At 70.0% G+C, this 22,914-nt stretch carries 26 protein-coding genes and 2 pseudogenes; 13 read left to right on the forward strand and 15 right to left on the reverse strand.

Annotated elements, in window-relative coordinates; translation table 11 throughout:
* Positions 1-40: 40 nt before the first annotated feature.
* Entirely contained in the window at positions 41-859 is an 819-nt protein-coding gene (locus IEY91_RS30830; RefSeq protein ID WP_189176474.1) for a 3'(2'),5'-bisphosphate nucleotidase CysQ, read from the reverse strand.
* A 139-nt stretch (positions 860-998) separates the two neighbouring features.
* Here IEY91_RS30830 and IEY91_RS30835 point away from each other — a divergent pair, with 139 nt between their 5' ends.
* Positions 999-1,919 (forward strand): LysR family transcriptional regulator, encoded by a 921-nt coding sequence (locus tag IEY91_RS30835; RefSeq protein WP_164327402.1) that lies wholly within the window; start codon positions 999-1,001, stop codon positions 1,917-1,919.
* A 158-nt stretch (positions 1,920-2,077) separates the two neighbouring features.
* On the opposite strand, the gene IEY91_RS30840 is transcribed toward IEY91_RS30835, so the two are convergent.
* On the reverse strand, positions 2,078-2,935 hold the full coding sequence (locus IEY91_RS30840) for a class I SAM-dependent methyltransferase (protein ID WP_189176475.1): 858 nt from the start codon (positions 2,933-2,935) through the stop codon (positions 2,078-2,080).
* 84 nt (positions 2,936-3,019) lie between these two features.
* On the opposite strand from IEY91_RS30840, the gene IEY91_RS30845 reads away from it, so the two are divergent.
* The gene (locus IEY91_RS30845) at positions 3,020-3,562 is read left to right on the forward strand and encodes a helix-turn-helix domain-containing protein (RefSeq protein ID WP_189176613.1); all 543 of its coding nucleotides are present in this window, start codon (positions 3,020-3,022) and stop codon (positions 3,560-3,562) included.
* 99 nt (positions 3,563-3,661) lie between these two features.
* On the opposite strand, the gene IEY91_RS30850 is transcribed toward IEY91_RS30845, so the two are convergent.
* The 4 genes and pseudogenes from IEY91_RS30850 to IEY91_RS30865 all read right to left on the reverse strand — a co-directional run bounded on the left by IEY91_RS30850 (position 3,662) and on the right by IEY91_RS30865 (position 5,594).
* Positions 3,662-4,078 (reverse strand): hypothetical protein, encoded by a 417-nt coding sequence (locus IEY91_RS30850; RefSeq protein ID WP_189176476.1) that lies wholly within the window; start codon positions 4,076-4,078, stop codon positions 3,662-3,664.
* 147 nt (positions 4,079-4,225) lie between these two features.
* Positions 4,226-4,873, reverse strand: a complete 648-nt coding sequence (locus IEY91_RS30855) for a dihydrofolate reductase family protein (RefSeq protein WP_189176477.1) — start codon at positions 4,871-4,873, stop codon at positions 4,226-4,228.
* A gap of 223 nt (positions 4,874-5,096) precedes the next feature.
* Positions 5,097-5,234, reverse strand: a pseudogene (locus IEY91_RS30860) (IS5/IS1182 family transposase); the annotation flags it as partial.
* Between the two features lie 12 nt (positions 5,235-5,246).
* Positions 5,247-5,594, reverse strand: coding sequence for a hypothetical protein (locus IEY91_RS30865; protein ID WP_164327405.1), 348 nt, complete (start codon positions 5,592-5,594; stop codon positions 5,247-5,249).
* 756 nt (positions 5,595-6,350) lie between these two features.
* Here IEY91_RS30865 and IEY91_RS30870 point away from each other — a divergent pair.
* Together IEY91_RS30870 and IEY91_RS30875 are read left to right on the forward strand one after the other, a co-directional pair.
* Positions 6,351-6,742: pseudogene (locus IEY91_RS30870) on the forward strand (class I SAM-dependent methyltransferase); the annotation flags it as partial.
* A 545-nt stretch (positions 6,743-7,287) separates the two neighbouring features.
* Positions 7,288-7,728, forward strand: coding sequence for a hypothetical protein (locus IEY91_RS30875; RefSeq protein WP_164327406.1), 441 nt, complete (start codon positions 7,288-7,290; stop codon positions 7,726-7,728).
* Positions 7,729-8,077: 349 nt separating this feature from the next.
* Here the strand turns inward: IEY91_RS30875 and IEY91_RS30880 are convergent, their stop codons facing one another.
* Positions 8,078-8,710 carry a 2'-5' RNA ligase family protein gene (locus IEY91_RS30880; RefSeq protein WP_229697324.1) on the reverse strand — a complete coding sequence of 211 codons (633 nt, stop codon included), beginning with the start codon at positions 8,708-8,710 and terminating at the stop codon, positions 8,078-8,080.
* Positions 8,711-8,762: 52 nt separating this feature from the next.
* On the opposite strand from IEY91_RS30880, the gene IEY91_RS30885 reads away from it, so the two are divergent.
* The 3 genes from IEY91_RS30885 (at position 8,763) to IEY91_RS30895 (ending at position 10,837) form a co-directional block, all read left to right on the forward strand.
* Positions 8,763-8,990, forward strand: coding sequence for a DUF3592 domain-containing protein (locus IEY91_RS30885; RefSeq protein WP_164327407.1), 228 nt, complete (start codon positions 8,763-8,765; stop codon positions 8,988-8,990).
* A 349-nt stretch (positions 8,991-9,339) separates the two neighbouring features.
* Entirely contained in the window at positions 9,340-9,900 is a 561-nt protein-coding gene (locus tag IEY91_RS30890; RefSeq protein WP_189176478.1) for an RNA polymerase sigma factor, read from the forward strand.
* Positions 9,901-10,360: 460 nt separating this feature from the next.
* A complete protein-coding gene (locus tag IEY91_RS30895) occupies positions 10,361-10,837 on the forward strand; it encodes an NUDIX hydrolase (protein WP_306309929.1) in 477 nt (158 codons plus the stop codon).
* A gap of 188 nt (positions 10,838-11,025) precedes the next feature.
* Here the strand turns inward: IEY91_RS30895 and IEY91_RS30900 are convergent, their stop codons facing one another.
* Positions 11,026-11,877 (reverse strand): alpha/beta fold hydrolase, encoded by an 852-nt coding sequence (locus tag IEY91_RS30900; protein ID WP_189176480.1) that lies wholly within the window; start codon positions 11,875-11,877, stop codon positions 11,026-11,028.
* Between the two features lie 103 nt (positions 11,878-11,980).
* On the opposite strand from IEY91_RS30900, the gene IEY91_RS30905 reads away from it, so the two are divergent.
* On the forward strand, positions 11,981-12,394 hold the full coding sequence (locus IEY91_RS30905) for a winged helix-turn-helix transcriptional regulator (RefSeq protein WP_229697326.1): 414 nt from the start codon (positions 11,981-11,983) through the stop codon (positions 12,392-12,394).
* 115 nt (positions 12,395-12,509) lie between these two features.
* On the opposite strand, the gene IEY91_RS30910 is transcribed toward IEY91_RS30905, so the two are convergent.
* Complete coding sequence (locus IEY91_RS30910; RefSeq protein WP_189176481.1) at positions 12,510-12,767, reverse strand: hypothetical protein; 258 nt, start codon at positions 12,765-12,767, stop codon at positions 12,510-12,512.
* A 175-nt stretch (positions 12,768-12,942) separates the two neighbouring features.
* Between IEY91_RS30910 and IEY91_RS30915 the strand changes: the two genes are divergently transcribed.
* On the forward strand, positions 12,943-13,350 hold the full coding sequence (locus IEY91_RS30915) for an XRE family transcriptional regulator (protein WP_229697327.1): 408 nt from the start codon (positions 12,943-12,945) through the stop codon (positions 13,348-13,350).
* A 151-nt stretch (positions 13,351-13,501) separates the two neighbouring features.
* On the forward strand, positions 13,502-13,762 hold the full coding sequence (locus IEY91_RS30920; RefSeq protein ID WP_189176483.1) for a hypothetical protein: 261 nt from the start codon (positions 13,502-13,504) through the stop codon (positions 13,760-13,762).
* Positions 13,763-13,825: 63 nt separating this feature from the next.
* Here the strand turns inward: IEY91_RS30920 and IEY91_RS30925 are convergent, their stop codons facing one another.
* Together IEY91_RS30925 and IEY91_RS30930 are read right to left on the reverse strand one after the other, a co-directional pair.
* Positions 13,826-14,707 carry an alpha/beta fold hydrolase gene (locus tag IEY91_RS30925; protein ID WP_189176484.1) on the reverse strand — a complete coding sequence of 294 codons (882 nt, stop codon included), beginning with the start codon at positions 14,705-14,707 and terminating at the stop codon, positions 13,826-13,828.
* A gap of 116 nt (positions 14,708-14,823) precedes the next feature.
* A complete protein-coding gene (locus tag IEY91_RS30930; RefSeq protein WP_229697328.1) occupies positions 14,824-15,369 on the reverse strand; it encodes an AAA family ATPase in 546 nt (181 codons plus the stop codon).
* Positions 15,370-15,483: 114 nt separating this feature from the next.
* On the opposite strand from IEY91_RS30930, the gene IEY91_RS30935 reads away from it, so the two are divergent.
* Positions 15,484-16,398, forward strand: coding sequence for a trypsin-like serine peptidase (locus tag IEY91_RS30935; RefSeq protein ID WP_189176485.1), 915 nt, complete (start codon positions 15,484-15,486; stop codon positions 16,396-16,398).
* 99 nt (positions 16,399-16,497) lie between these two features.
* On the opposite strand, the gene IEY91_RS30940 is transcribed toward IEY91_RS30935, so the two are convergent.
* Together IEY91_RS30940 and IEY91_RS30945 are read right to left on the reverse strand one after the other, a co-directional pair.
* Complete coding sequence (locus tag IEY91_RS30940) at positions 16,498-17,673, reverse strand: RNA polymerase sigma factor (protein WP_189176615.1); 1,176 nt, start codon at positions 17,671-17,673, stop codon at positions 16,498-16,500.
* Between the two features lie 42 nt (positions 17,674-17,715).
* On the reverse strand, positions 17,716-18,123 hold the full coding sequence (locus IEY91_RS30945; protein WP_164328846.1) for a YciI family protein: 408 nt from the start codon (positions 18,121-18,123) through the stop codon (positions 17,716-17,718).
* A gap of 356 nt (positions 18,124-18,479) precedes the next feature.
* Here IEY91_RS30945 and tuf point away from each other — a divergent pair, with 356 nt between their 5' ends.
* Entirely contained in the window at positions 18,480-19,673 is a 1,194-nt protein-coding gene (tuf, locus tag IEY91_RS30950; protein ID WP_189176486.1) for an elongation factor Tu, read from the forward strand.
* A gap of 112 nt (positions 19,674-19,785) precedes the next feature.
* Here the strand turns inward: tuf and IEY91_RS30955 are convergent, their stop codons facing one another.
* Both IEY91_RS30955 and IEY91_RS30960 read right to left on the reverse strand, forming a co-directional pair.
* Positions 19,786-21,318, reverse strand: a complete 1,533-nt coding sequence (locus IEY91_RS30955; RefSeq protein ID WP_268240933.1) for a carboxylesterase/lipase family protein — start codon at positions 21,316-21,318, stop codon at positions 19,786-19,788.
* 16 nt (positions 21,319-21,334) lie between these two features.
* A complete protein-coding gene (locus IEY91_RS30960; protein WP_189176487.1) occupies positions 21,335-22,204 on the reverse strand; it encodes a LysR family transcriptional regulator in 870 nt (289 codons plus the stop codon).
* Positions 22,205-22,284: 80 nt separating this feature from the next.
* Here IEY91_RS30960 and IEY91_RS30965 point away from each other — a divergent pair, with 80 nt between their 5' ends.
* Positions 22,285-22,842, forward strand: coding sequence for a cupin domain-containing protein (locus tag IEY91_RS30965; protein WP_189176488.1), 558 nt, complete (start codon positions 22,285-22,287; stop codon positions 22,840-22,842).
* The last annotated feature ends 72 nt before the right edge of the window (positions 22,843-22,914 follow it).

Here is a 22,914-nt window from a genome sequence, read left to right on the forward strand (position 1 = left end):
GTGATCTGGTCCTTCCGTACGTGCAGGTTGTGGTGCGCGGTCAGCGCGAGAGCGTGGCGGCGGCCACGGCGTGCACGCCGGGCGCGGCGGCCAGGAAGCTCTCGCTCATCGGGGTCCAGGGGCGGCCCTCGGCGTCGGAGATCTGTCCGCCGGCCTCGGTGACGAGCAGCGCCCCGGGCAGCAGGTCCGCGCGGGCGCCGGCGAATTGCCAGAAGGCATCGATCCGGCCGGCGGCCACGTTCAGCAGGTGCAGGGTCGCGGGCACGGCGGTGCGGACGACGAGTGCGTCGAAGAGCATCGCGGTGATCGAGGAGCCGACGCGCCGCACGACCTGCTCGTCCTCGTCCGGCCGGGCCTGGCTGGTGGCCACGATGCTCAGGCCGAGGTCCGCGGTCTGGGAGACGTGCAGCGGCCGGCCGTCGAGGTGGGCGCCCGCGCCGGTGAGCGCGGTGTAGGTCTCGCCGGTCAACGGCAGGTGGACCGCGGTGAGCACCGGCTGGTTCTCACGCACAAGGGTGGCGGTCACCGCCCACTCCGGCAGGGCGTGCAGGTGGTTGACGTTGCCTTCGGCCGGATCCACGACCCACCATTCACCGGGCGGCAGCGCCCCGCCGTCCAGTTCGTCCTCCACCCAGCCGGCGTCCGGGCGCAGGCGGGTGAGGCGGGGGCGCAGGACGTCGAGGGCCGTGTCGTCGTTGGCGGCGAGCGCACGCATCAGCTCTTCGCGGGTCTGGTAGCGGACCACCTCGCCGAAGCGCTCGCGCAGCGCCGAACCGGCCGCGCGCACGGCGATCGCGGTCTGGCCGAGCAGGTCGGCGTCGGAGGCGGCGACGTCAGTGGTCTGAAGCGTTTCGGACATGGTGGAACTCCCGTATGAGGAGGGGTGATGAGGCCGGTCGAGGGCCGAACTGCGCGTTGGTTCTCGCGCTTTCGCCTCAACGGTAGGCAGCCCCGTCATTAACTTCAAATGCATGTCAAGCACGGCTAGGATTACTCACATGCAATTGGATTTGAACCTGCTAGCCGCGCTCGACGCGCTGCTGGAGGAGGGAAGTGTGGCCGGGGCGGCCGCGCGCCTGCACGTCACCGCCCCCGCGATGAGCCGGAGTCTGGGCCGAATCCGGCGCACGACCGGGGATCAGATCCTGGTGCGCACCGGCCGCACGATGACCCCGACGCCGTATGCGATCGCCGTCCGCGAACAGGTGCACGAGCTGCTGCACCAGGTCCAGGGGGTGCTGGCACCGAGCCGTGAACTCGACCTGGCAACGCTGGAGCGCACTTTCACACTCCGCTGGCACGATTCCCTGGTCGCCTTGAGCGGCCCCGCTCTGCTCGCGGCCGTGCGCGGACAGGCGCCGGGCGTGCGATTGCGCTTCGTCGCGGAATCGAGCATCGACACCCCCGAGTTGCGGCGCGGCGAGGTCGACCTGGAGGCGAACGCCAACCGCCCGAACGCACCGGACGTCCGTGCCGAGAACGTGGGCGAGACCCGCCTCGTCGTCGTCGTGAGGCAGGGGCACCCCCTCACCCGCGTCAGGACCGTCACCGCAGAGCGGTACGCCGCCGCTGAGCACGTCACCGTCTCGAGACGTGGAAACCTCAGCAATGCCCTTGACGACGCCCTCGCGCAACTCGGCCTCACCCGCCGCGTGGTGGCGACCGCGCCCACGGAAGCGGCCGCGCTGGAGTTCGCGCGCGGCTCCGATCTCCTGATCAGCGTCCCCGAAGCCACCACGCGGTCAGCGGTCGCCGACCTCGGCCTGGTCGTTCTCCCCCTCCCGCTCGAACTGCCGTCGGCACCGATATACCTGTCGTGGCATCAGCGCTACGACACCGACCACGCCCACACCTGGCTGCGCGGGCTGGCGCGAACCGCGCTGGCCGTGTCCGGAGCGTCGCGCTGCCACAGCACGTAGATCAGGGCGAACAGCCCGGCCGGGATCATCGCGGCTCCCGGCAGGACCAGCCCCGTGCCGGCCTTGTCCCGGGTGTGAGCCACCAGCCGCGCCCCGCCGGCGGTGACGACGACGGCGACAAGGAGAAGAGGACGGGCGCACGGCGAAGGCCGGTCGGCCTAGGGGCGGCGGGCGATCCAGGTGGTGCGTGTCGTGCGGACGCTCAGGTCACCGCGGCGCACGATGCCGAGCGGGTGGGTCTCGTCCAAGAGGGCGTCGAGGGCGGCCAGGTCATCCGCTTCCATCGCGTCGTCGGCGTGGGAGCGCAGCTTGGTCAGACAGACCTGCGCGTAGCGGCCCAACGCCGGACCGGCATGGGAGGCGGTGAGGCGGATCTCAAAGGGGCGGCGCGCATCCACGGTGAAGCCGGCGTCCATGAGCGTCCGGTCCCATTCGCGCGGCGGTTCGGTGTTCGTCACGGTGTGCAGCCGTGCCTCCAGCCCAGGGCGGCCAACGCCGGCGTCCTCGGGCAGGAAGCGCGGGAAGAAGTCCATCTCGCTGACCGCGAGCAGACCGCCCGGCCGCAGCTGCCCGTACGCCTGAGCCAGCGTCCGGGCGGGATCGCTCAGGTGGTGCAGGAAGGCAGCGGCCCACATCAGGTCGTACGGCTCCCCTTCGCCGGACAGGGGCCATGGCTCGTCCAGGTTCGCCTCCAGCGTGCGGATACGTCCTGCGACGCCGTGCGTGGCTGCCTGCTTCTGCAGCCGGTGCAGCATCTGGGGCGAGATGTCCGCCGCCGTCACCGACGCGGCGGGGAACCGGTCGGCGAGCGCGAGACTGCCGGTGCCGGGACCACTGCCCACGTCCATGATCCGCGCCGGGACGGAGTCGGCGAGATTCGCGATCCAGTCGGTCAGCTCCGTGAGGTACGGCTTGAGGACCTCGGCGTCCAGCTCCAGCAGCTCCGCCATCGCGACGTCGAAGCCACCCGCACGCTCGTGCCCGATGTGACCGTGAGTGGCGTGGTGTGTACTCATGCGCCGACGGTATGACGATCACTGCCGGCAGGTCATACGCTCTTGCCGGTGAAGCAAGAATCGACTCTCGACGCCCTCGTCAGGATGCGGATCCGGTCCCTGCGCAAAGCACGCGGCTGGTCGCTGGACAACCTCGCCGAACGCTCCGACATCAGCCCGTCCCAGCTCAGCCGGATCGAGACCGGGCACCGCCGCATCAGCCTTGACCAGCTCACCGCCATCGCGAGTGCCCTGGGCAAGTCCGTCGACCAGCTCGTCGAGTCCCCCGACGACTCCGATGTCGTCATCCGTCCCGACCGCGACGAGGACCGGGGACTGACCACCTGGCTCCTCAGCGGCGACAACGGCCCCCAGGGCCTGACCGTCGCCAAGATGCGCATCACCGACCCGGCGGGCGCCGTCGCGCCGGACGACCTCGGAGTCCACCCGGGCCGGGACTGGTTCACCGTACTGTCCGGCACGGTCGTCCTCTACCTCGGCGAACGCGTCATTCGCGTCGAGGCCGGACAGGCCGCCTCATTCTCCACCATGACCCCCCACACCCTGCGCGCCGACCGCGGGCCCGCCGAGGTCCTGTGCATCCTCGACCATAACGGCGAACGCAACCACCTCCACGCGAGCCCGTGACCGTCGCGATCGCCAACGCCCGGGGAGCGCCTGTGAGGGGTTGGTCGCGTGTGCGTGCGCGTGGACATGTGCGCTTCCGTGAGCTGGTGCGTCGTGATCTCAGGTGGGTGTGTCGCCGGGGGCGGTGTTCTGTGGGTGGGGTCGGGTGGGTGGGGTCGGGTTATGTGGAGGTTGGGGGTCGGGTGCCGGTTTCCGATGGGGTGGGTACTTGATCGGTTCGGGTTCCCAGTACCAGTCTTCCCCTTGGTGGACGGCGCGGCCGGGAACGGGGTTGGGTCCGCCGTCGCGGCCGGCGTGCCAGTGGATGAGGGCGATCACCGCGCTGAGGAAGAGGACCATGCCGAGGACGGTCCACGCTGCCGGGTCCCCTTCGGCGAGCCGTGGCCCGCCTGTGGTCCATAAGAAGCGTGCGAGCCGCCAGGCCGCCATCACCAGCACATACCCGAGCCCGAGGGCAAAGGGCAGGAAGACCAGCCCGATGCCCAGACAGCCTTTGTCCACGCTCCCGCGTCTCATCGCGCCCCCCTTGCCGCCCCGCCCGCTGCTGGGTGTTGCCGGGGCGGGGCATACCCGCCCCGGGCGGGCCCGACACCGGCTACCGACCGTGCCGCCTCGGGGCAGCACCGGGAGGCAATAGCCGGCCGGAGCCGCCCTGAGGACCGGTCACTTTCGCCAGAACAGGTGGTGCGTCACACCGCTCGGGCTCGGCACGACCTCCAGGTGGAACCGGTCGAGCAGCTCATCGGGTGACTCCCAGAGCCGTAGCCCGGACCCGAGTTTCACCGGCGAGACCGCCACATGCATGGTGTCGACGAGGCCGGCGTCGAGGAACTGCCGGATGGTGGTGACCCCGCCGCCGAGTCGGACGTCCTTGCCCCGCGCCGCCTCCCGCGTCTGTTCGAGGACCGTGGCCGGGTCGCCGTCGACGAAGTGGAACGTGGTGTCGGAGAGCGTGAACGACGGACGCTTGTGGTGGGTCATGACGAACACCGGGGTCCGGAACGGGGGCTCGTCCCCCCACCAGCCGCGCCACTCATGGTCGTTCCAGGGCCCGCGCTGGGGCCCGAACTTGTTGCGGCCCATGATCTCGGCACCGATGTGGCGGTCGTAATCCCGCGTGAAGTAGTCGTCGAGGCCCCGACTGCCCCCGGGGTCGGTGCGCATAGGCCAGCTCGCCGTGGCACCGGCCCAGGCGAACAGCCTCGCGGGGTCCACGGCGAGGCCGAACGGGTTCTCCAGGCTCTGGTCCTCGCCGGCGGCGATTCCGTCACTGGAGACGTTGAAGTTCTGAACTCTCAGCAGCTGGGCCACGTGATCCTCCTGCGATGTCGACAACGGTGGTGAGACTCTCCGGTCCGGGAAAACTCATCGCTACGTCCGTGACCAGTCAGAAACCGGGCTACCTAGTGTCCCGACCTGTGAAGTTGGCGAGGTTCGGGCAGTCTGCCGTGGTGCGGGGACGTCAGCCCCTGCGGAAACCCTCGCGCCATCTGTTCGATCACCGAAGAGACTGTCACAGATAGCGGCTCAGCCCTCTGCAGTAGCGGGTGCGGAGACGTCTTGAGTAGTGCAGCCAGGCGAAGGCGCGTTCGGCCACCCGGCGGATCTTGCCCAGCCCGGAGCCGTTCGGGAGCAGGTGGCAGCAGCGGGGGCCACGCGCTCCCACAGGTCGTCCGGAACGAGATCAGCAGGACGGCGCGCAGTGCCGTGTCGCCTGCGGACCGGCCAGGACATCGAAGCCGTACCCAAAGGCGGCGAGCCCCGCGACGGTCGCCGCCAGCCCGAGGGCGGTACGCCACCGGCCCCGTACCGCGAGGAAAATGGCCATGGCGGCGGCGGTCCCGCCGAGCATCAGGACCGGCAGGCCCAGCCAGAGCAAGTCCGGGTTGGTCTCACCCTCGAAACCGCCGAAGAGGCCCCTTCGGCCGTACGGCAGCCAGACCGCGAAGCCCGCGAGCGCGCCGACTGCCGCCGTCAGGCACCCCGCGGCGCCGGTGACGGCTTCGCGCCGGGGCGTCTGCTCAGTCTCCATACGCGGAGAGACGCCTCGCCGGGGCTGGGAAGTTCCGCTGCCCCCGGAACAGGCACAGCAGCGGGGCCACGCGCTCCCACAGGTCGTCCGGAACGAGATCAGCTCGCACTCGGACAGCCTGCCGACCAAGGTCGTCGAGCATCAGGCCCGCGGCTCACCTCGATCTGAAACGATCAGTAAGGCCTGTCCGACGGATCAGGTCGGCGGGGCAGCGTGGCCATGCTGCCTCCGCGGCATGGCCGTCCGGACGGTACGGCATTCCTTCATGAGGACGAGAACCAACCGGATACCTTGACGTGCCGGTTCGTCAATTAGGCGTAGAACAGCCCGTGTTGGCGCAGTTCGCCTCCGAATGGCTGTGTACGCGCCTAGGCATCGGTGGCGGTCCGGCCTAGGTTTCCCGTCTGGTCCCGGACCCCGGCCATTGCTGTAGACGAGGCCGCGAGAGGCGTTGAACTGGCCCCGCCTCTCGCGACCTGGCACCTTCACTCCGCAGCAGGAGCCCGAGATGTCCACCACGGTCCACCGCGGCACCACGTCGCCGTACGCGCCGGAGCAGACACCACCGCACTGGAGTCACTCCCGGACAGAGGCAACGACGCCCATGGCCTGGACCTGCACCGCACCCCGGACGGCCACCTCCGCCTTGCCTGCCGCGGCCTGTGGGCCGAGCCGAAGCCCACGCGCTGAAACGAGGCCGCCCCCGGCCTGGGAGGTCGACCCATGTGGGCTGTTGGGTAGCCTGCGGTCGTGGCAATCGGATCGAACACCGACGACTGGCTGCAGGACACGCGGCGTTCCTGCGACACCGTCGCCGCGAGCTACGCGGAACAGTTGCGCAACCTCCTGGACGAAGCCCCCGAGGAGAGCGCGTTTCTCAGGCTGTTCGCCGACCTGGTGCACACCAACGGCGGCGGCCCGGTCGCAGACGTGGGCTGCGGATCAGGGCGCATCACGGCCCACCTGCGCCAACTGGGCGTGGACGCGTTCGGCATCGACCTGTCGCCCGGCATGGTCGAGGTGGCCGGCGTGACCACCCCGCTCTCCGGTTCGAACTCGGCTCCATGACGGACCTCCACCTCGGCGATGGTTCGATGGGCGGCTTGGTCGCCTGGTACTCGCTGATCCACGTCCCCGACGACGAGATCGACTTGAAGTCGTCGCCCTCACTTCATTGATCTGCGGAAATCCGTCAGGGAGGTGTTCTGGCCTGCGCGATCCGCCTTTCTGACCCTTTCACCGTGCTGCCTGTTGATGCGGCCGATCCTCCCCAGCCGCTCCCCAATGGGGCTTCGTTCTCCCCAGATTCTCCCCAGCGAGGGGCGCTTCGGTAGAGGCATCGCCCCTGGTCGAGCCCGGTTTCCGGCTTGTCACGGTGGCTACGCACGGCAACTGAGGGCGCTTGGCCGGGAGGGTGCGCAGATTGCGCACGCGGCTCGGCTGGGTCGGACTACGCGGCCGAGCAGGGCGACGGTGCCGGCGAGGCCCACCGCAATCCGGCTCGCTTTGGAGCGCGTCGCATTGACCGCCGCGCTGGGGATCACCACCGTCCACGTCACGGACGAGGGCGCGCCGAACAGGCGCTGCGCCTGAAGCACGCTTGTCGTCCATAGGGCCAGCCTGGTGTCGCAGCGCTGTTGGCCGGCCGGGGCCCTGGTGCGCGGGTGGCGGCCGGGCAGGCTAGTTTGCTTGGATGAGTCTTCTTGATGATGTGGCCGAGCGCGATGGCTGGCGGTGCTGGGTGTGTGACGAACCGGTCGACCCCGACGAGTCGGTCAACGACCCGCGGGGGCCCAGTGTCGACAGCCGGACCGCCGACCGGAAGGCCAAGGTCGCCGAGCGGCTCGCGCACCGCGGGTGCAATAGCCGCAAGGGTGCGGTCAAGGTGGTCATCGCCTGGCCGGAGCGCCTGTACGTGGTCGAACCCGCGCCGCTGATCGCCGTTGGCGACAGGCTGGAGCGCAAGGGGGGCCGCGAGATGGTGGGCCGTTGTCCGACCAGGAAGGACGCCCAGGAGGCGGCGGATTGGTTGGTGGACCGGTTCTCCCGACTGCTACCGGGGTTGCCGGTGACCGCCGACATCGAGGCGGGCGGCGGCCAGTTCCTCGTCATCCTGGCCACCGGCCGCCGCTGATCGGGGATCACCCCCAGCCCAAGACGGCCGACGCCGGGGCGCAGTGGCCGGAGAAGGCGAACGGGCCTGTGATGCCCCGCTAACAGCAGGAGCGCAGCAGTGCGGGCCACCCCCGCCGGGTGGCGGCCCGCACTGCTGTGTTCACTCCGCGGAGCGATCGGGGCTCCAGACGGCTGGCCCGCCGCCGCGCCACTCGATGAGCAGCGGGTCGTCCAGGGACGTTTTCCGGGTCCAGTCCTGCCCGCCGCAGGAACTCCAGGAGGTCGCGGGGGCCCAGGGCGCGGCCGAGGATGGGGTGCCGGCCTCGGGCTGTGTTCGCGGCCAGGGGCGAGGGACTGGCGGGCGGTGTTTACGGCCCGTCCGGGACGCCGAGCGGCACGGTGAACCGCGGCTCCCAGCCTTCCTCCGTCAGCACCACCAGCTGGACCGCCGTCGCTCGGGTGTGCAGCGGCAGCAGGCTGTCGATCGCAGCGCGGACATGGGCGGCAGCTGTCGGGTTGTCCGCACCCATAGCGACCGTGACATGGGCGGCGGGCTGCGCCCCGAAGCGGCCCTTGTACGGGCGCAACCCGGGCCACTGGGTGCGGAACGTATCGACGATCGTTTGGAGTCCCGGAACGGCGACGGCGACGAAGCCGGATGCCGTCACGACCTCCTCCAAGAGCAGATCAGCTGCCGGAAAACTCGCAGCCAGGGAACGCACGCCCTTCTCGTCCTGATCTGTCAGCGCCGATTCCGGCACGAACGGGTAGAGGAGCGAGACGTGCGCCGGCACCCCACGACGAACCAGAGCCGGGTCGATGCGCGACGCCGCATCGAGGAGCGGGGCGGCAGCGGGCAAGACAATAACGACGGCAGTGGTCCCTGGCTCTGGCACGCCGTCATCATCGCAGGCCAGTGCGCAGCTGATGAATGTGCCGCTTTCCAGGGCTTTGCGTGTCGCCTGACCGGGATCTTTGAAGATCAGCGTCCAGTGTTCCAACTGGAGTCGGGCCTTCAGGAGGACTTCCGCGCCAGCGGCTACCCCACACGCGGTGGTCGAGTACGTCGACGACCAGGGCTGCATGCACGAGTTGCAGGACCAGCGAACGGGGCGCTCGGGGCCGCGTGTGGGGAGTCCGGCCCCGGTGATCTACCTTCCCGGCACCCCGGGGACCGCGCGGATCGACATCGCCCGGAGAGGCTTGTGGAGGATCGTGCCGAGCCTCGCGTTCGGCTGTCTGTTCGCGAGCCTCGCGCTCTGGGAGCTCGTCCGCCGCTGAGCCGACACGCAGGCGCAGTCCGTTCGCGTCGTACAGCAGGCGCATCCGGGGGCTCGAACGGGCCTCACCCTGGAAGCGCTCCCTTGGGCTCGACGGCGCACACCACCTGCAACGCGCCGAAGACGGTGCACGAGAAGCTCCAGCCCGACGGCATCCGCCCGCGGTGAGCGCGCGCCGCCCAACCGAGTGGGGTGAATCCTTTCGCGGTGCTCGTGCCTCTCTAACCTGTGCGGACAGCAGCGTCGGCACAGGAACCGGAGGTTTGTCGTGATCATTGGTGCCGTCATCGCGGGGGCTGTGCTCATCTGTACGTGTGCTTTCATCGTGCGCCGTCAGCGGGGGCGCTCGCGTGGCTGACTTCACATGGCCCGGCGAACAGTTGATCGCCGCGGCGCAGAAGGGCGACGTCGAAGCCACAGCCGCTCTGGTGAGCGGCTCGCACCCGCACGTACAGCGGTTCGCGTATTCGTTGTGCGCCACTCCCCAGGACGCCGAGGACGCCGCGCAGGAAGCACTGATCATCCTGTATCGCAAGATCGGAATGCTGCGGGCCTCGGGCGCGCTGGCGTCGTGGATGTTCCGCATCGTGCGCAACGAGTGCCTGCGGCGGGCGCGGCTTACGCTGCGCAGCCAAGGGCCGGTCCCGGACACCGTCGTGCCGTCGTTCGAGGACGAGGTGCTGCAACGTCTGGAAGCAAGCCGGGTGGCGAAGGCGATCGCCGAGTTGCCCGCCGACCAACGACGCGTGCTGATCCTGCGGGACATCCAGGGCTACAGCGGACGGATGGTCGCCGACGCGCTCGGCCTCAGCACCGCCGCGATGAAATCGAGGCTGCATCGCGCCCGTGCGACGGTTCGCCAGGCCTTGCAGGCGACACCTGATCCTCTTCCGGGAGTCGGCCATGACTGACAAGCAGAGCTTCGCCAGCACCTCGCTGCCCCGGCACTTGGTGCGTGGCACCCTGGGATTCGGTGCCCTGGCCGCTTCGGTCCTGCTCATCCCGGTAGTCGGGCCGGCCAGCCTCCTGCTGGCACCCTGGGGCTGCTCGCACTGCGCGGGTGCCCCCTGTGCTGGACGATCGGGCTGCTGCAGACCATCTCCAACGGCCGACTGCGGCGATCATGTGTGAACGGCCGCTGCGAGCTGTCCGCCGCCCGGCACGCCCGCTGAGCCGATAGGCGACGACCCGACTGCCCACGACGCAACGCCACCTACCCGGCGCCGTTTCAGGAAGCTGCTGGCCCTTCTCGCCCCAGCCAGAAGGGCCAGCACGCAGGTGCAGGCCGGTGCAGGCGAGTAGGGGAACAGTCGTCCATCTACGCGGCTCAGGTCTTGATCAATGTTTCGAGCGCCACATAGCGTCAGGGTGGTGGACACAACGCACAGGCCCGCAGCCCGGGTCGTCTGTCTGGACGCCGCCCATCGCCTGCTTCTCCTCCACTGGCGTGATCCGTTCGACGGGACATGGCTCTGGGAGCCGCCCGGTGGCGGCATTGAGCCGGGCGAGACGCCGCTGGCGGCGGCACGACGTGAACTGGCCGAAGAAACCGGACTAGACCCGGCCGCGGTACTTGATCGCTCCGTGCCAGTCGACCGTGACGTGCGGTGGAACGGCAAGCAGTACACCGGGACGGAGCATTTCTTCGTGGCGCAGTTCGCCGACGAGCAACCCTCGCTCGTGCGGACCGGCCTGCTCCCCGACGAGCAGGCCAACCTGGGCACACACGCGTGGATGGCGTGGTCGGATCTGGGCTCGCTGCCAGACCCGGTTGAGCCGCCGCAGTTGCTGGCCGTGCTCGACGCCCTGGTGCCGGAGGGCCCGTGGCTTGATCGTGATCGTCCATGACCGGCGGTCACAACGCCTGCCGCATGAGGGTGAGTTGGACGGTGGCCTCGTGGCGGACGGCAAGCTTCTCGTAACGCGTCGCGACGCAACGGGCCTGTTTCAACAGGCCGATCCGGCCCGAAGGCTTTCCCCGAGGGCGGAGATCCCGGCGCCGTCTTCTGCCTGGCGGCACCAAGCCCCGCCCCCGGTCAGGCTGCTTTCGCGTCCTCACCGGCCAGGAAGGGATGCAGCAGCGTGAGCAGGGCGCGCGGGCGGTGCAGCGGAATGATGTGGCCGCAGTCCTCGATGACGTGTCCGGTGAGATCGTCGGTGACCGGGCGGAGCTGGCGTTCCAGCGCAGCACCGACGGGCTGGGAGCCCAACGCCATCGTCGGCACCGTCAGGCGGGCGGTGGCGACCGCCTGCTCGATCTGTACCGCGCTTTCGGGCAGCGCCCGGTAGTACGAGAACGCGCGGCTCAACGCCTGGCGGCCGGTGTATGCGCGGACGAAGGCGTCCCGGAGGGCGGGGCGCACCCCGTCGCCGAGCGTGCCGGCGCGCAGAAACCAGTCGACGTACGCGGCCTCGTGGCCCTCCAATACGGTCTCGGCAAGGCCGGGCTCGGCGGAATGGAAGCCGAACCACCACGGCGGCCCGTCGGCGAGGAAGTCCTCGGCGCCGGGCAGCGTGCCCAGAAGGGACTCCATGACGACCAGGCGCCGGACGAGACCGGGGCGGCGCAGGGCGAGGAGGAAGGCCGGCGCGGTACCCGCGTCGATGCCCACCACCGCGGCCGAGGACACGCCGAGCGTGGTGAGAAGCGCCGCGGCGTCCTCGGCCAGGGTGCCCGCGTCGTACCCGGAGGCGGCCCGGCTGCTCGCGCCGAACCCGCGCAGGTCCGGCGCGATGACGCGGTAGCGGCCGGACAGGTCGGCCATGACGTCCGTCCACAGCTCCCAGGTGTGCGGGAAACCGTGCAGCAGCAGTACGGCCGGGCCCGATCCGACGAGAGCGACGTTCAGTTCGACACCGTTGACGGGGACGCGCCGCAGTTCGGGCATGGAGGGGCTCCAGGTATGTGGTGAGGAATAGTGACCAGCTCACGCTATGGAACTATCCTGGTCCGTCCAAGACGGCACTTTCCCTTCAGGTGGTGAGCCCCGAGTGACCACATCGAGGCCCGGCGAACCCGGCAGGCGGCCCGGTGAGCGGGGTGATGTGATGGATCCGCGCTGCCCGGCCCGCAAGTTGCTCGACCGTATCGGCACCAAGTGGACGTCGATGGTGGTCAAGGTGCTGGCCGAGGAGGCTCCGGACGAGCTCCGCTTCGCGGAACTGCGGCGCCGTATCCCTGGCATCTCACAGAAGATGCTGTCCGTCACCCTGCAGAGCCTGGTCCGTGACGGTTTGGTCGCGCGCCGAGTGGAACCCACCGTGCCGCCCGCCGTCCACTACCGGCTCACCGAGCTCGGCCTGTCCCTCGAAAGACCGCTCTCCGCCCTGCGGGTCTGGGCCGAGACACACATGCCGGAGATCGACCGCAGCAACCAGCTCGCCGACGAGTCACCCCCCGGCTAGGGACCGGTGTCTTTTGAGGCGGTCAATTCCGCACTCGGCCGCGTGCCGCTCGCGGTGGTCCATCGGGTCGAACTTCGGCGGCCGACCGCCAAGCGAGCTACGTGATCTCCCTGCCCTAGTCGTGGTAGTCGTGGATGCGCCAGCCGACGCCGGGGAGTTCCTCGAAGAGTTCGGCCGCGACGAGTTCCTCGGCCTGTTGTCGTGGTGCCCGTGCGTCGACCACGAGTCTGAGTTCCTTTGAGGTGATGACGCGGTCGGTGGGGTTCCCCGCGGACCAGCAGATCGCGGAGACGTAGAGGCGGAACGCCCCGTCGGAAAGGAACCGCACCCTCCAGTTCCACGGGAACCGTTCGTCGATGTGTGCCCACGGCATCGGCGTCTCTTTCGTCGGCGTTGGCTGCTCCTCGGCTGTGCTCGTCCCGTATACAGGATGTCTATGGAAACGCACGGGGGCTTTGGTGGATTCGCCTCATGGTTTGTGAGGGATGGCGTATCCGCGGTTTGTGGCGTAGGCATGGGCAGGCCGACAAGCAGGCAGGATGAGCCTCATGGGCGAGCATGAGCGGACGGACTTCAACGACCTCGTGCGCGAGCGCCGGGCCGAACTGGGCATCAGCCTCCGGGAGTTGGAGGCGCGGTCCGTGGACCCGGAGACCGGTGAGCAGGCCCGGTTCGGATGGATCTCCAAGGTGGAGAAGGGACGGGGGGTCGACGCCCCGCCCCCTGCATTGCTGCGCGCGTTGGCGGCGGGTCTCGGGCTTCCGCTGCGCGTGCTCCAGGAGGCCGCGGCGGCGCAGTTCCTCGGCATGACGTCGTACGTATGGAGCGAGGACCGTACGACGCGGGTGCTCGCCGCGCACATCGAGGAGATGTCGGACGCCGAGCGCCGGCAACTGGCGGACATCGCGGAGACGTTCGCCCGCAGGCGTGCGCGGAGTGAGGGTGCGACGGGGTAGTGCGGGGCGCGCGTACGCAGCGATTCGCTCTGGCCGCCGAAGTGGGCGGTGTGGCACAGTCGGTGATCCGCCGCCTGGGGGGCGCAGCCGGATCCCACCGCTCACGGTCTGTGCCGTGTGGCGGTGACGAATGTGGCCGTGAGGGGCTGGGATGGCAGACGACGCGCAGCGATGCGACGAGTTCGACGAGTTGGGCGAGTTGAGTGAGCCGCGTGCGGAGTTCGACATGGAGTTCGTCGACTGGCTGCCGGGCGGCAGGGCCGTGGTCCCGGTGGAGAGCCAGGGACGGTTCACCTGGCTCGTGGTGCGCGGCCACATGTCGGAGCAGGCGCGCCGCGAATTCGTACGGGAGTTGCAGCACATCGTGGGACGCGGGCTCTGGCGGCAGAACTGGCCGTCAGAGGCGGACTAGGGCCGGCCGGGGCCAGGAGCGCGCCAGGCAGGCCCGGCGCGCTCCTGGCCGAGCGCGCGGCGGTCAGTTGCTGTCTTCCAGCGTGTGACGCAGAGCCTTGGCGAAGGCCTCGGGGGCTCCGTGCTGGCCGTACTCGCCGCCGAGGAATCCGCCGTGGTGGCTGGGGAACACCGCCGGTGCGAGGCCGAGCCGCTCGGCGATCCGCGTCGCGGCACGGGCGGCCAACTCGCCCTCGGACTCCTGGCCGACCGCGATGACGATGCGCGTGGGCGCGCTCTGCAGCGCGGTGAAGTCGGGCTGGTGGCCGGTGCAGGTCAGCAGGTTCTGGCCGAGGAGCGGGTCGTCGCGTGAGCCGTCGTCCTGGGTCGGCAGTCCGAAGGCGGCGGGGTCGGGCGCGGGCTCGTCCGCCCAGTCCGCGGGGAAGAGGCCCTTCCGGCCGGACACCGCGATGAACTTCGCCATCGCCGGGCCCATCCCGTCGCGCAGATAGGTGGCGTGGATGTCCGCGATCACAGCGAGCGCGGCTTCCCGGTCCGGGAGGACCTGCGCCGCCGGTGGTTCGTGAGCGACGAGCGTACGTACGAGATCGCCGTGCCGTTCCACCAGGGCGAGTGCGTTGACAGCGCCACCACTGCTCGCGAACACGTCCACCGCCCCGGCGTCGAGGGCCTCGATGACGTGCCGCAGATCGTCGGCGTGCTCCTCGGGCGTCGACTGGGCCGCCCCGTCGTGGCGTTGGCTGCGGGCCGTACCGCGCGGGTCGTAGGTGACGACGGTCCGGTCGGTGAAGTACGACGCCAGCGTGGTGAACCCGACGGCGTCCATCGGTGAGCCGACCAGGAACAGGATGTTCTCGTCCGGTGTGTCGCCGGTCGGGGCGCTGCGGATGTCGTATCGCAGGGTCGCCCCGGGCACGGTCAGCTCGCGGGTCTCTACCTCGGCCATGATGGTCTGCTCCTTGGTGGCATCGGCGCCGCGTCGGTGTGCGCGTCGTTGTGGAGGTAGACCGCCGAGGCCGGCGGAAGTCATCGCTCCTGCGCCGCCGGGGGATGGGTCGGTGCTCAGTTCCCGGGTGTCCGAGGGCGTTTGGAGCGCGGGGTACGTGCCAGGGCCTCCAGTTGGTCCACCACCTCGGCGATCGGCTTGCGCGTGTCGATCTCCACCGTGGCCGATGAGCGGAGCAGGGGCTCTACCTCGGCGGTGTCCGCCTCGATCCGGGCGCGTTCCTCGGCGGTCTTCCCGAAGGGGTTGGTGTCGCGGCTGGCGATGCGTTCGAGCATGACCTCCAAGGGTGCGCTGAGCAGGACGATCTCGTCGAAGCGGGGAGAGAAGTCGACCTGGTTCAGCACCGTGCCCGCGAGGAACAACGGCTCGCCCGAACGCTCGTGTTCGGTGAGCAGCGCGTCGATCCGGTCCTCACGCCAGAGCGGTTCCGTGCCGATACCGTCCGGCAGCGGGACGTCATGGATCCACCCCCCGACGTCGGTGTCCACCACGCGAAAGCCCCGCTGCTCCAGCCCGTCCAGCGCGGTCGATTTCCCCGTACCCGACATGCCCGTAATGAGAATTGCCGTCACCCGGGCATCGTATCGATCAATGTCGATCAAGACTTGTGTCACAGATCATCGACAGCGACAACCAAACAGTCGCCTTCCCCGCTCTTGCACGGCGGACCGACAGTCCCGGTCCGCCACTCGCATCAGCCCGAGGAGACTTCCGCCATGCCTGAGACCTCCCCTTCCGTGACCCGGCGTCGTCGTGGCCGGGTCACGGGACTCGCCGTGACCGGCACGGTTCTCGCCCTGGCCGCCCCGGCCACGGTCGGCCAGGCCTCCGCCGCCCCGGCCGACCCGGTCTCCGTGCTGAAGTTCACCGCCAAGGAACGCAAGGACGCCCTCGCCTACTGGACTCCCGCCAGAATCAAGGCCGTCGGCAAGTCCGTCGACCTCGGCCCCACCGGACCCAAGGCCAAGCCGTGGCGCGGCACCACGCCGAAGACCGTGGGGCGGCTCTTCTTCGTCAACGCCGGCGGCGCCGACACCTGGTGCACCGCCACCGCCGTGAAGAGCGCCAACAAGTCCGCCGTGATGACCGCCGCCCACTGCGTGCGCCGAGGTTCTTCTCCCTTCAACACCAACTTCGACATGGTGTTCGTGCCCGCCTACCACAAGGGCAAGCAGCCCTACGGCGCGTTCGCCGTCCGCTCCGCCGCCACCCCGCGCACCTGGGAGACGGACTCCACCGACGACATGGCCACCCTCGTCGTCGACGCCAACAAGAAGAACGGCAAGAAGCTCACGGACGCCGTGGGCGGCCAGGCCGTCGCCTTCAACCGCCCCGTCGGCGACACCATCTCCGCCTTCGGCTATTCCGCCACCCGCCCCCAGCTCGGCGAGGAACTCCTGCGCTGCAAGGGCAAGGCGAAGAAGAAGCAGGACGGTGCGCAGGCCATTTCCTGCGACATGACCGGCGGCTCCAGCGGCGGCCCCTGGCTGGCCGACTTCAACGCCACCACCGGCAAGGGCGTCCTGGTCTCGGTCAACAGCGCGCTGGACTCCATGACCCCGACCGAGATGCAGGGTGAGGTGTTCAAGGGCACGGCGAAGAAGGTGTACGACCGGGCCCAGAACAGCTGACGCAGCGGCTCGCGATCAGCCGTACGCCGGTCCGGTCGACGCGCAGGCAGGGGCCAGGCAGGCCTGGTTGGCCGTTGGCCCGCCGCCTGGGCGTGACCGTCAGCGGCCCCGGCCTGCGTTGAGCCGCGCCGCCTGGCGCGTCAGATGGTCGCGCTCGGCGAGGTTGGGTGCCTGCTGGGCCGCCTCGGCGTACAGCCGCGCGGCCGTCGTCAGGTCGCCGTCGCGCTCGTGGAGGTATGCCGCGACCGCGGCGCGGCGGGGCACGGGATGTCCCCCGTTCGCAGAGCCGGGGGAGGAGCCGTCGAGCTCCGCGAGCGCCGCCAGGCCGGCGCGCGGTCCGTCGGCCTCCCCGACGGCCACGGCGCGGTTGAGCCGGACGACCGGGCTGTCGGTGAGGCGTACCAACTCGTCGTACCACTCGACGATTTGTACCCAGTCGGTCTCCTCGGCGGCGGGCGCGTCCGCGTGGAGCGCCGCGATGGCGGCCTGCGCCTGGAACTCGCCGAGCCGGTCGCGGGCGAGGGCCGCCTGCAGGATCCCGACGCCCTCGGCGATCGAGGCGGTGTCCCAGCGGCCGCGGTCCTGCTCGGCGAGCGGCACCAGGCTGCCGTCGGGCGCGGTCCGGGCCGCGCGCCGGGCGTGGTGGAGCAGCATGAGGGCGAGCAGGCCCGCCACCTCGGGGTGGTCGATCGCGGCCGCGAGCTGCCGGGTGAGCCGGATGGCCTCGGCAGCGAGGTCGACGTCGCCGGAGTAGCCCTCGTTGAAGACCAGGTAGAGGACGCGCAGCACGGTGGCGACGTCGCCGGGCTTGTCGAACCGCACGTCGGACACGGTCCGCTTGGCCCGGCTGATGCGCTGCGCCATGGTCGCCTCGGGCACCAGGTAAGCCTGGGCGATCTGGCGGGTGGTGAGCCCGCCCACGGCGCGCAGTGTGAGCGCGACCGCGGACGACGGCGTCAGCGAGGGGTGGGCGCACAGGAAGTAGAGCTGGAGGGTGTCGTCCACCTCGGGCGCGGGACCGGGAGCCGGTTCCTCGTCGACGAGGTCCTCACGGCGGCGGCGGGCGGTGTCCGCCCGCGTCGCGTCGAGGAACTTGCGCCAGGCGACCGTGACCAGCCAGCCCTTCGGATCCCGCGGCTGGTCGGTCGACCAGCCGCGGACCGCCTCGATGAGGGCTTCCTGTACGGCGTCCTCGGCCGCCGCGAAGTCGGCTCCGCGGCGGACGAGGATGCTGAGCACGTTCGGCGTGAGGCTCCGGAGCAGGGCCTCGTTCACTTCAAGGGCCACTGATGTCACTCCGTTCAAGGGCCACTGGTGTTACTCCGTGATGGTGGGCGACACACCGTAGAACGGGCGCAGCTCCAGCCACTCGTGGATCGGCTTGCCGCCCGCTCCGGGGGCGGCCGACAGCTCCCCGGCCAGTTCGACGGCGCGCTCGTAGCTGTCGACGTCGATCACCATCCAGCCGGCGATGAGGTCCTTGGTCTCGGCGAACGGGCCGTCGGTGACCGGCGGGCGCCCCTCGCCGTCGTAGCGGACCCACGTCCCCTCGGGGGCGAGCGCCTGACCGTCGACGTACTCGCCCGTCTTCTCCAGCCGGTCCGCGAAGTCCTGCATGTACTGCATGTGAGCCGAGATCTCCTCCGGCGTCCACTGGTCCATGGGGGCGTTGTTGACCGCCGCCGGGGCGCCGCGGTAGTGCTTCAGGAGCAGGTACTTGGCCATGGTGTTCTCCTTGGTGCTGGTGCGGCCCATTGTGGCTGCTTTCACTGCGGGGACGGAGCCGGTCACGGGTTCTCGACATCACCGGCGAAACTTTTTTTGTCGGGCCCCTGTGCACTTCAGTCGGCCTCTTCGCGCTCAGTCGGGAGGGCGACCTCGTATCGGGCGGGCCATCCCGTGTACGCCCGGCAGCGGCAGCCCTATGATCACCAATTGTGCGAGTGTGGTTACCGTCGGTCGTGGGCTGTGTGGGGTGGTTCGGCGCCGAGCGGGACCGCACTCGTGCACTGAACCCATCGGAGAGCAGGGCCAGGCGGGTACCCCACCACGCGGCCCGCCCAGGCGCGAGGAGACGACACATGGCGAAGGCGAAGTTCGAGCGGACCAAGCCGCACGTGAACATCGGCACGATCGGGCACGTCGACCATGGCAAGACCACGCTTACCGCGGCGATCACCAAGGTGCTGCACGACGAGTTCCCGGACCTGAACCCGTTCACGCCGTTCGAGGACATCGACAAGGCGCCGGAGGAGCGTCAGCGCGGTATCACGATCTCGATCGCGCACGTCGAGTACCAGACCGCCGCCCGTCACTACGCCCACGTGGACTGTCCCGGTCACGCGGACTACATCAAGAACATGATCACCGGTGCCGCGCAGATGGACGGCGCGATCCTCGTGGTCGCCGCCACCGACGGCCCGATGCCGCAGACCAAGGAGCACGTGCTCCTGGCCCGCCAGTCCGGCGTTCCGTACATCGTTGTCGCCCTGAACAAGGCCGACATGGTGGACGACGAAGAAATCATGGAGCTCGTGGAGCTCGAGGTCCGTGAGCTCCTCTCCGAGTACGAGTTCCCGGGCGACGATCTGCCGGTCGTCAAGGTCTCCGCGCTCAAGGCACTTGAGGGCGACCCGGAGTGGACCAAGACCGTCGTCGCGCTGATGAAGGCCGTGGACGAGAACGTCCCGCAGCCGAAGCGTGACGTCGACCAGCCGTTCCTCATGCCGATCGAGGACGTCTTCACGATCACCGGCCGCGGCACCGTCGTCACCGGCCGGATCGAGCGCGGCGTCCTCAAGGTCAACGAGACCGTCGACATCATCGGCATCAAGACCGAGAAGACCACCACCACGGTCACCGGCATCGAGATGTTCCGCAAGCTGCTCGACGAGGGCCAGGCAGGCGAGAACGTGGGCCTGCTCCTCCGCGGCATCAAGCGCGAGGACGTCGAACGCGGCCAGTGCATCATCAAGCCCGGATCGGTCACCCCGCACACCGAGTTCGAAGCCACGGCCTACATCCTGTCGAAGGACGAGGGCGGCCGGCACACCCCGTTCTTCAACAACTACCGCCCCCAGTTCTACTTCCGCACCACGGACGTCACCGGAGTCGTCACCCTCCAGGAGGGCACCGAGATGGTCATGCCGGGCGACAACGCCACCATGAACGTCTCGCTGATCCAGCCGGTCGCCATGGAGGAGGGCCTGCGCTTCACCATCCGCGAAGGCGGCCGCACCGTCGGCGCCGGCCAAGTCACCAACGTAGTCCGCTAGGCGGATCCCGCCCGTCTCTGGTCGCCCTGTTCCAGAGCCGACAGACGTGACCCCTGCAGCCGACCGGCCCTACCGGCCGGCTGCAGTCACGCAACTCGCGTGCTGCACCCTGTCAGTCCGCCGCCGGAGCCACATCCAGCACGGCGAAATCATGGTCCGCCCAGATCAGACGGGACGCCTCCTCCGGATACGGAGCCGTGTGCGACTCCGCGCCGAAGACGCGGGTCAGCCGCTCCTCCACCCGGTACGGGGCCCAGCCCGGGTCACCGGTCGCGGCGAACGCCGCCCACGCGGCCCCCATCTCGGCCGAGAGCGCGACGGCCTCGTCCGACGGTCCCTCGCCCAGGAGCAGCGTCGCGATCCCGTCGTGCAGCGTGCCGAAGACAAGCGGCACATCGAGCCCGTGGCAGGCGCCGAGGACGCCTCCCAGCCCCGTCGCCTCCCAGGTGAGTTCGTACGCGTACGTGGTGCCGCCGCCCTCGGCATGCGCCTGGGCCAGATGGAGGCTGGGCATCCGGAACACCCAGTCCGACATCACCAGGTCCCGCAGCGTGGTCGGGTCACCCGCTGCCTGCCCCGCGCGATAGGCACGCCGACCGGCCTCCCCGGGAGCGAACCATGCCAAGGCGTCCGCAGCCTCTTCCTCGGACACCAGGCCGAGTTGGCCCGACAGCACGGTGAACAACCGCGTCTCGTCACGGGTATGACCGACCATCAGATCTACCTCGGCACTCTGCCCCGCCCGGAGCGCTTCCCAGGGAGGGCGGGGGAGCACCTCACCGTCGACCACGGGCGCGAACGGCATGTGCGCGCGTGCCGCCTGCCCCCAACGGGCCTCGTGCTGAGCCATCTTGTGCAGTACGGCGTCGGCCGCGTCCCGCAGCGCCTCGGGGGTCGCCGCGGCCATCCCGGCCGACGTGGGCGGCGATGCCAGCTCGGCCGCGACGGCGGTGCCGATGTCCGCCGCCAGCGCGGTGCTGTAGAAGGGTCCCGGCACGCTCTGCGCCACCGCCCGGTGGAAGAGCCCGGACGCGCGGGGCATGGCGAGCAGCGCGGCGATCGCGCCCGCACCCGCCGACTCCCCGAAGACCGTTACTCGGTCCGGGTCGCCTCCGAAGGCCGCGATGTTGTCCCGTACCCACTGGAGCGCGGCCACCTGGTCGAGCAGCGCGCGGTTGGGCACCGCGCCCTCGAAGTGACCGTAACCTTCCGCTCCCAGGCGGTAGTTGAAGGTGACGACCACAGTGCCGCGCCGGGCCAGTGCCGTACCGTCGAAGGTCGGGCCGGCGCTGGTGCCGAACAGGTAGACCCCGCCGTAGATCCACACGAGCACGGGCAGCAGCTCCCGACCCGGATCGGGCGTCCAGACGTTCACCGTGAGCCAGTCCCCGGACCCCGCCACGCTCTCGGGCCCTCCCATGGGCCCGAATGCCTGGGACTGCGGGGGAGACTCACCGAAGGCATCGGCGGGTCGCGTCCCCTCCCACGGCAGCGCGGACACCGGCGCCGCCAGCCGAAGCGAGCCGACCGGCGGCCGCGCGTACGGGATTCCCCGGAAGACCGCCACCCCGCCTTCCCACCGTCCGCGGACCATCCCGCACTTCGTACGGACGTCGGGCACGCGCGCACAGCCGGATTCAGTCACGCCGGACTTCCTTCCCTCACGGAGTGCCTGCCGACACCTCGCGGTACGCGGCGGTCGCGATCTGGACGAACGAGCGGATCAACGGATTCGTGTCGCCCTCGTTCCATGCCGCCAGCACGCGGCTCGGCGGCATGTCGATGAGCGGCACCACCGTGAGCCCCTCCGCCGGTTCGTGGTGCTGCAGAGTCATGCCGACCGTGCCGTTCCAGAGAACGGCCTGCTGGCACTCCTGGACGGCGCGCACCACCGGTCCGTCGCGGAGTGCGCCGCCGTTCCAATACGCCTGCCACCGAGGGTCGGTGCCTTCCGGGAACCGGAACCAGCGGCGGTCTGCCAGGTCGGCCAATTTCAGTCCGCTGCGGCGGGCCAGCGGATCGTCGGCGCGCAGCAGCGCCCCCACCGGGTCGACCCGCAGCTCGCGCACGCTCAGGCCTGTCTCGTCGAACGGCCCTCGGGTCAGGGCGACATCGACGAGGCCCGCGTGCAGGCCACAGGTGGGATCGGGCAGGTCGGTCTCGCGGACGCGGACCTCGACGCGCGGATGCCGGCGGTGGTACGCCCTGGCCAGCCGGGTCGCGCCCGGGTCGGCGCTGTCGCCCAGGATGCCGACGGTGAGGGTCGCGGCGCCGGCCGCGGCGGCCACGCGTACGCGGACCCGGTCGGCCTGGGCGAGCAGGGCGCGCGCCTCGTCGAGCAGCACCGCACCCACCGCGGTGAGCGTGACACCGGCGGACGACCGCTCGAACAGGGCGGCCCCGACCTCGGTCTCCAACTGCTTGATCGCCCGGCTCAGCGGCGGTTGACTCATGTGCAGCCGGGTGGCGGCCCGGCCGAAGTGGAGTTCCTCGGCGACCGCCACGAAGTAGCGCATCGTACGTAGCTCCATGCTGCGACGATACCCGCACGGTATCGGGAACGCGGAACGGGTCTTGGACAGTTGAGGCGCCCTGAACGTGAAATCGAAGTATGACGAACGAACCGAAGAAGAACGCACCGAAGAAGAACGCACCGAAGTCGAACGCACCGAAGACCAGCGAGTCGAAGGCCGTCAGTGAGCCGACCACCGATCCCGTCGTGTCGGTGGTCGGCCCGGACGACGGCGAAACCATCGTCCTGGGCACCACCCGCATGCGCGTACTCGAAGACGGCAGCAACACCGGCCACCGCCTCGGGCTCGCCGAGTCCGTGCTCGCGCCGCACACGCCGGGACCGCCGCAGCACCGGCACGCCCAGCACGACGAGGGTTTCTACGTCCTCTCCGGCACGGTGCGGTTCACGATCGGAGACAAGGACTACGACGCGAGCACGGGCACGTTCGTCATGGTCCCGAACGGTGCCCCGCACACCTTCGCCAACACGACCGACCAACCGGCCGTCATGCTCAGCACGTTCACGCCGGACCTGTACGTGCAGTACTTCCGGGACCTGCAGGACATGATCGCCGACGGCCAGGGGCTGACCCGAGAGGCGAACCTCCTGGCGATGAGCCGCTACGCCACCGAGCCGGCCACGGGCGGGCTGTAGGGGCTCCTAGTGCGCACGCACCAGGACACGTGAGCGGCTGATCCCGCCGCACCAGGTGAAGACGGCGGCGGG

Origin of the sequence: Streptomyces lasiicapitis, assembly GCF_014646335.1 — a bacterium.
In the GTDB taxonomy this organism is placed as follows: Bacteria; Actinomycetota; Actinomycetes; order Streptomycetales; family Streptomycetaceae; genus Streptomyces; species Streptomyces lasiicapitis.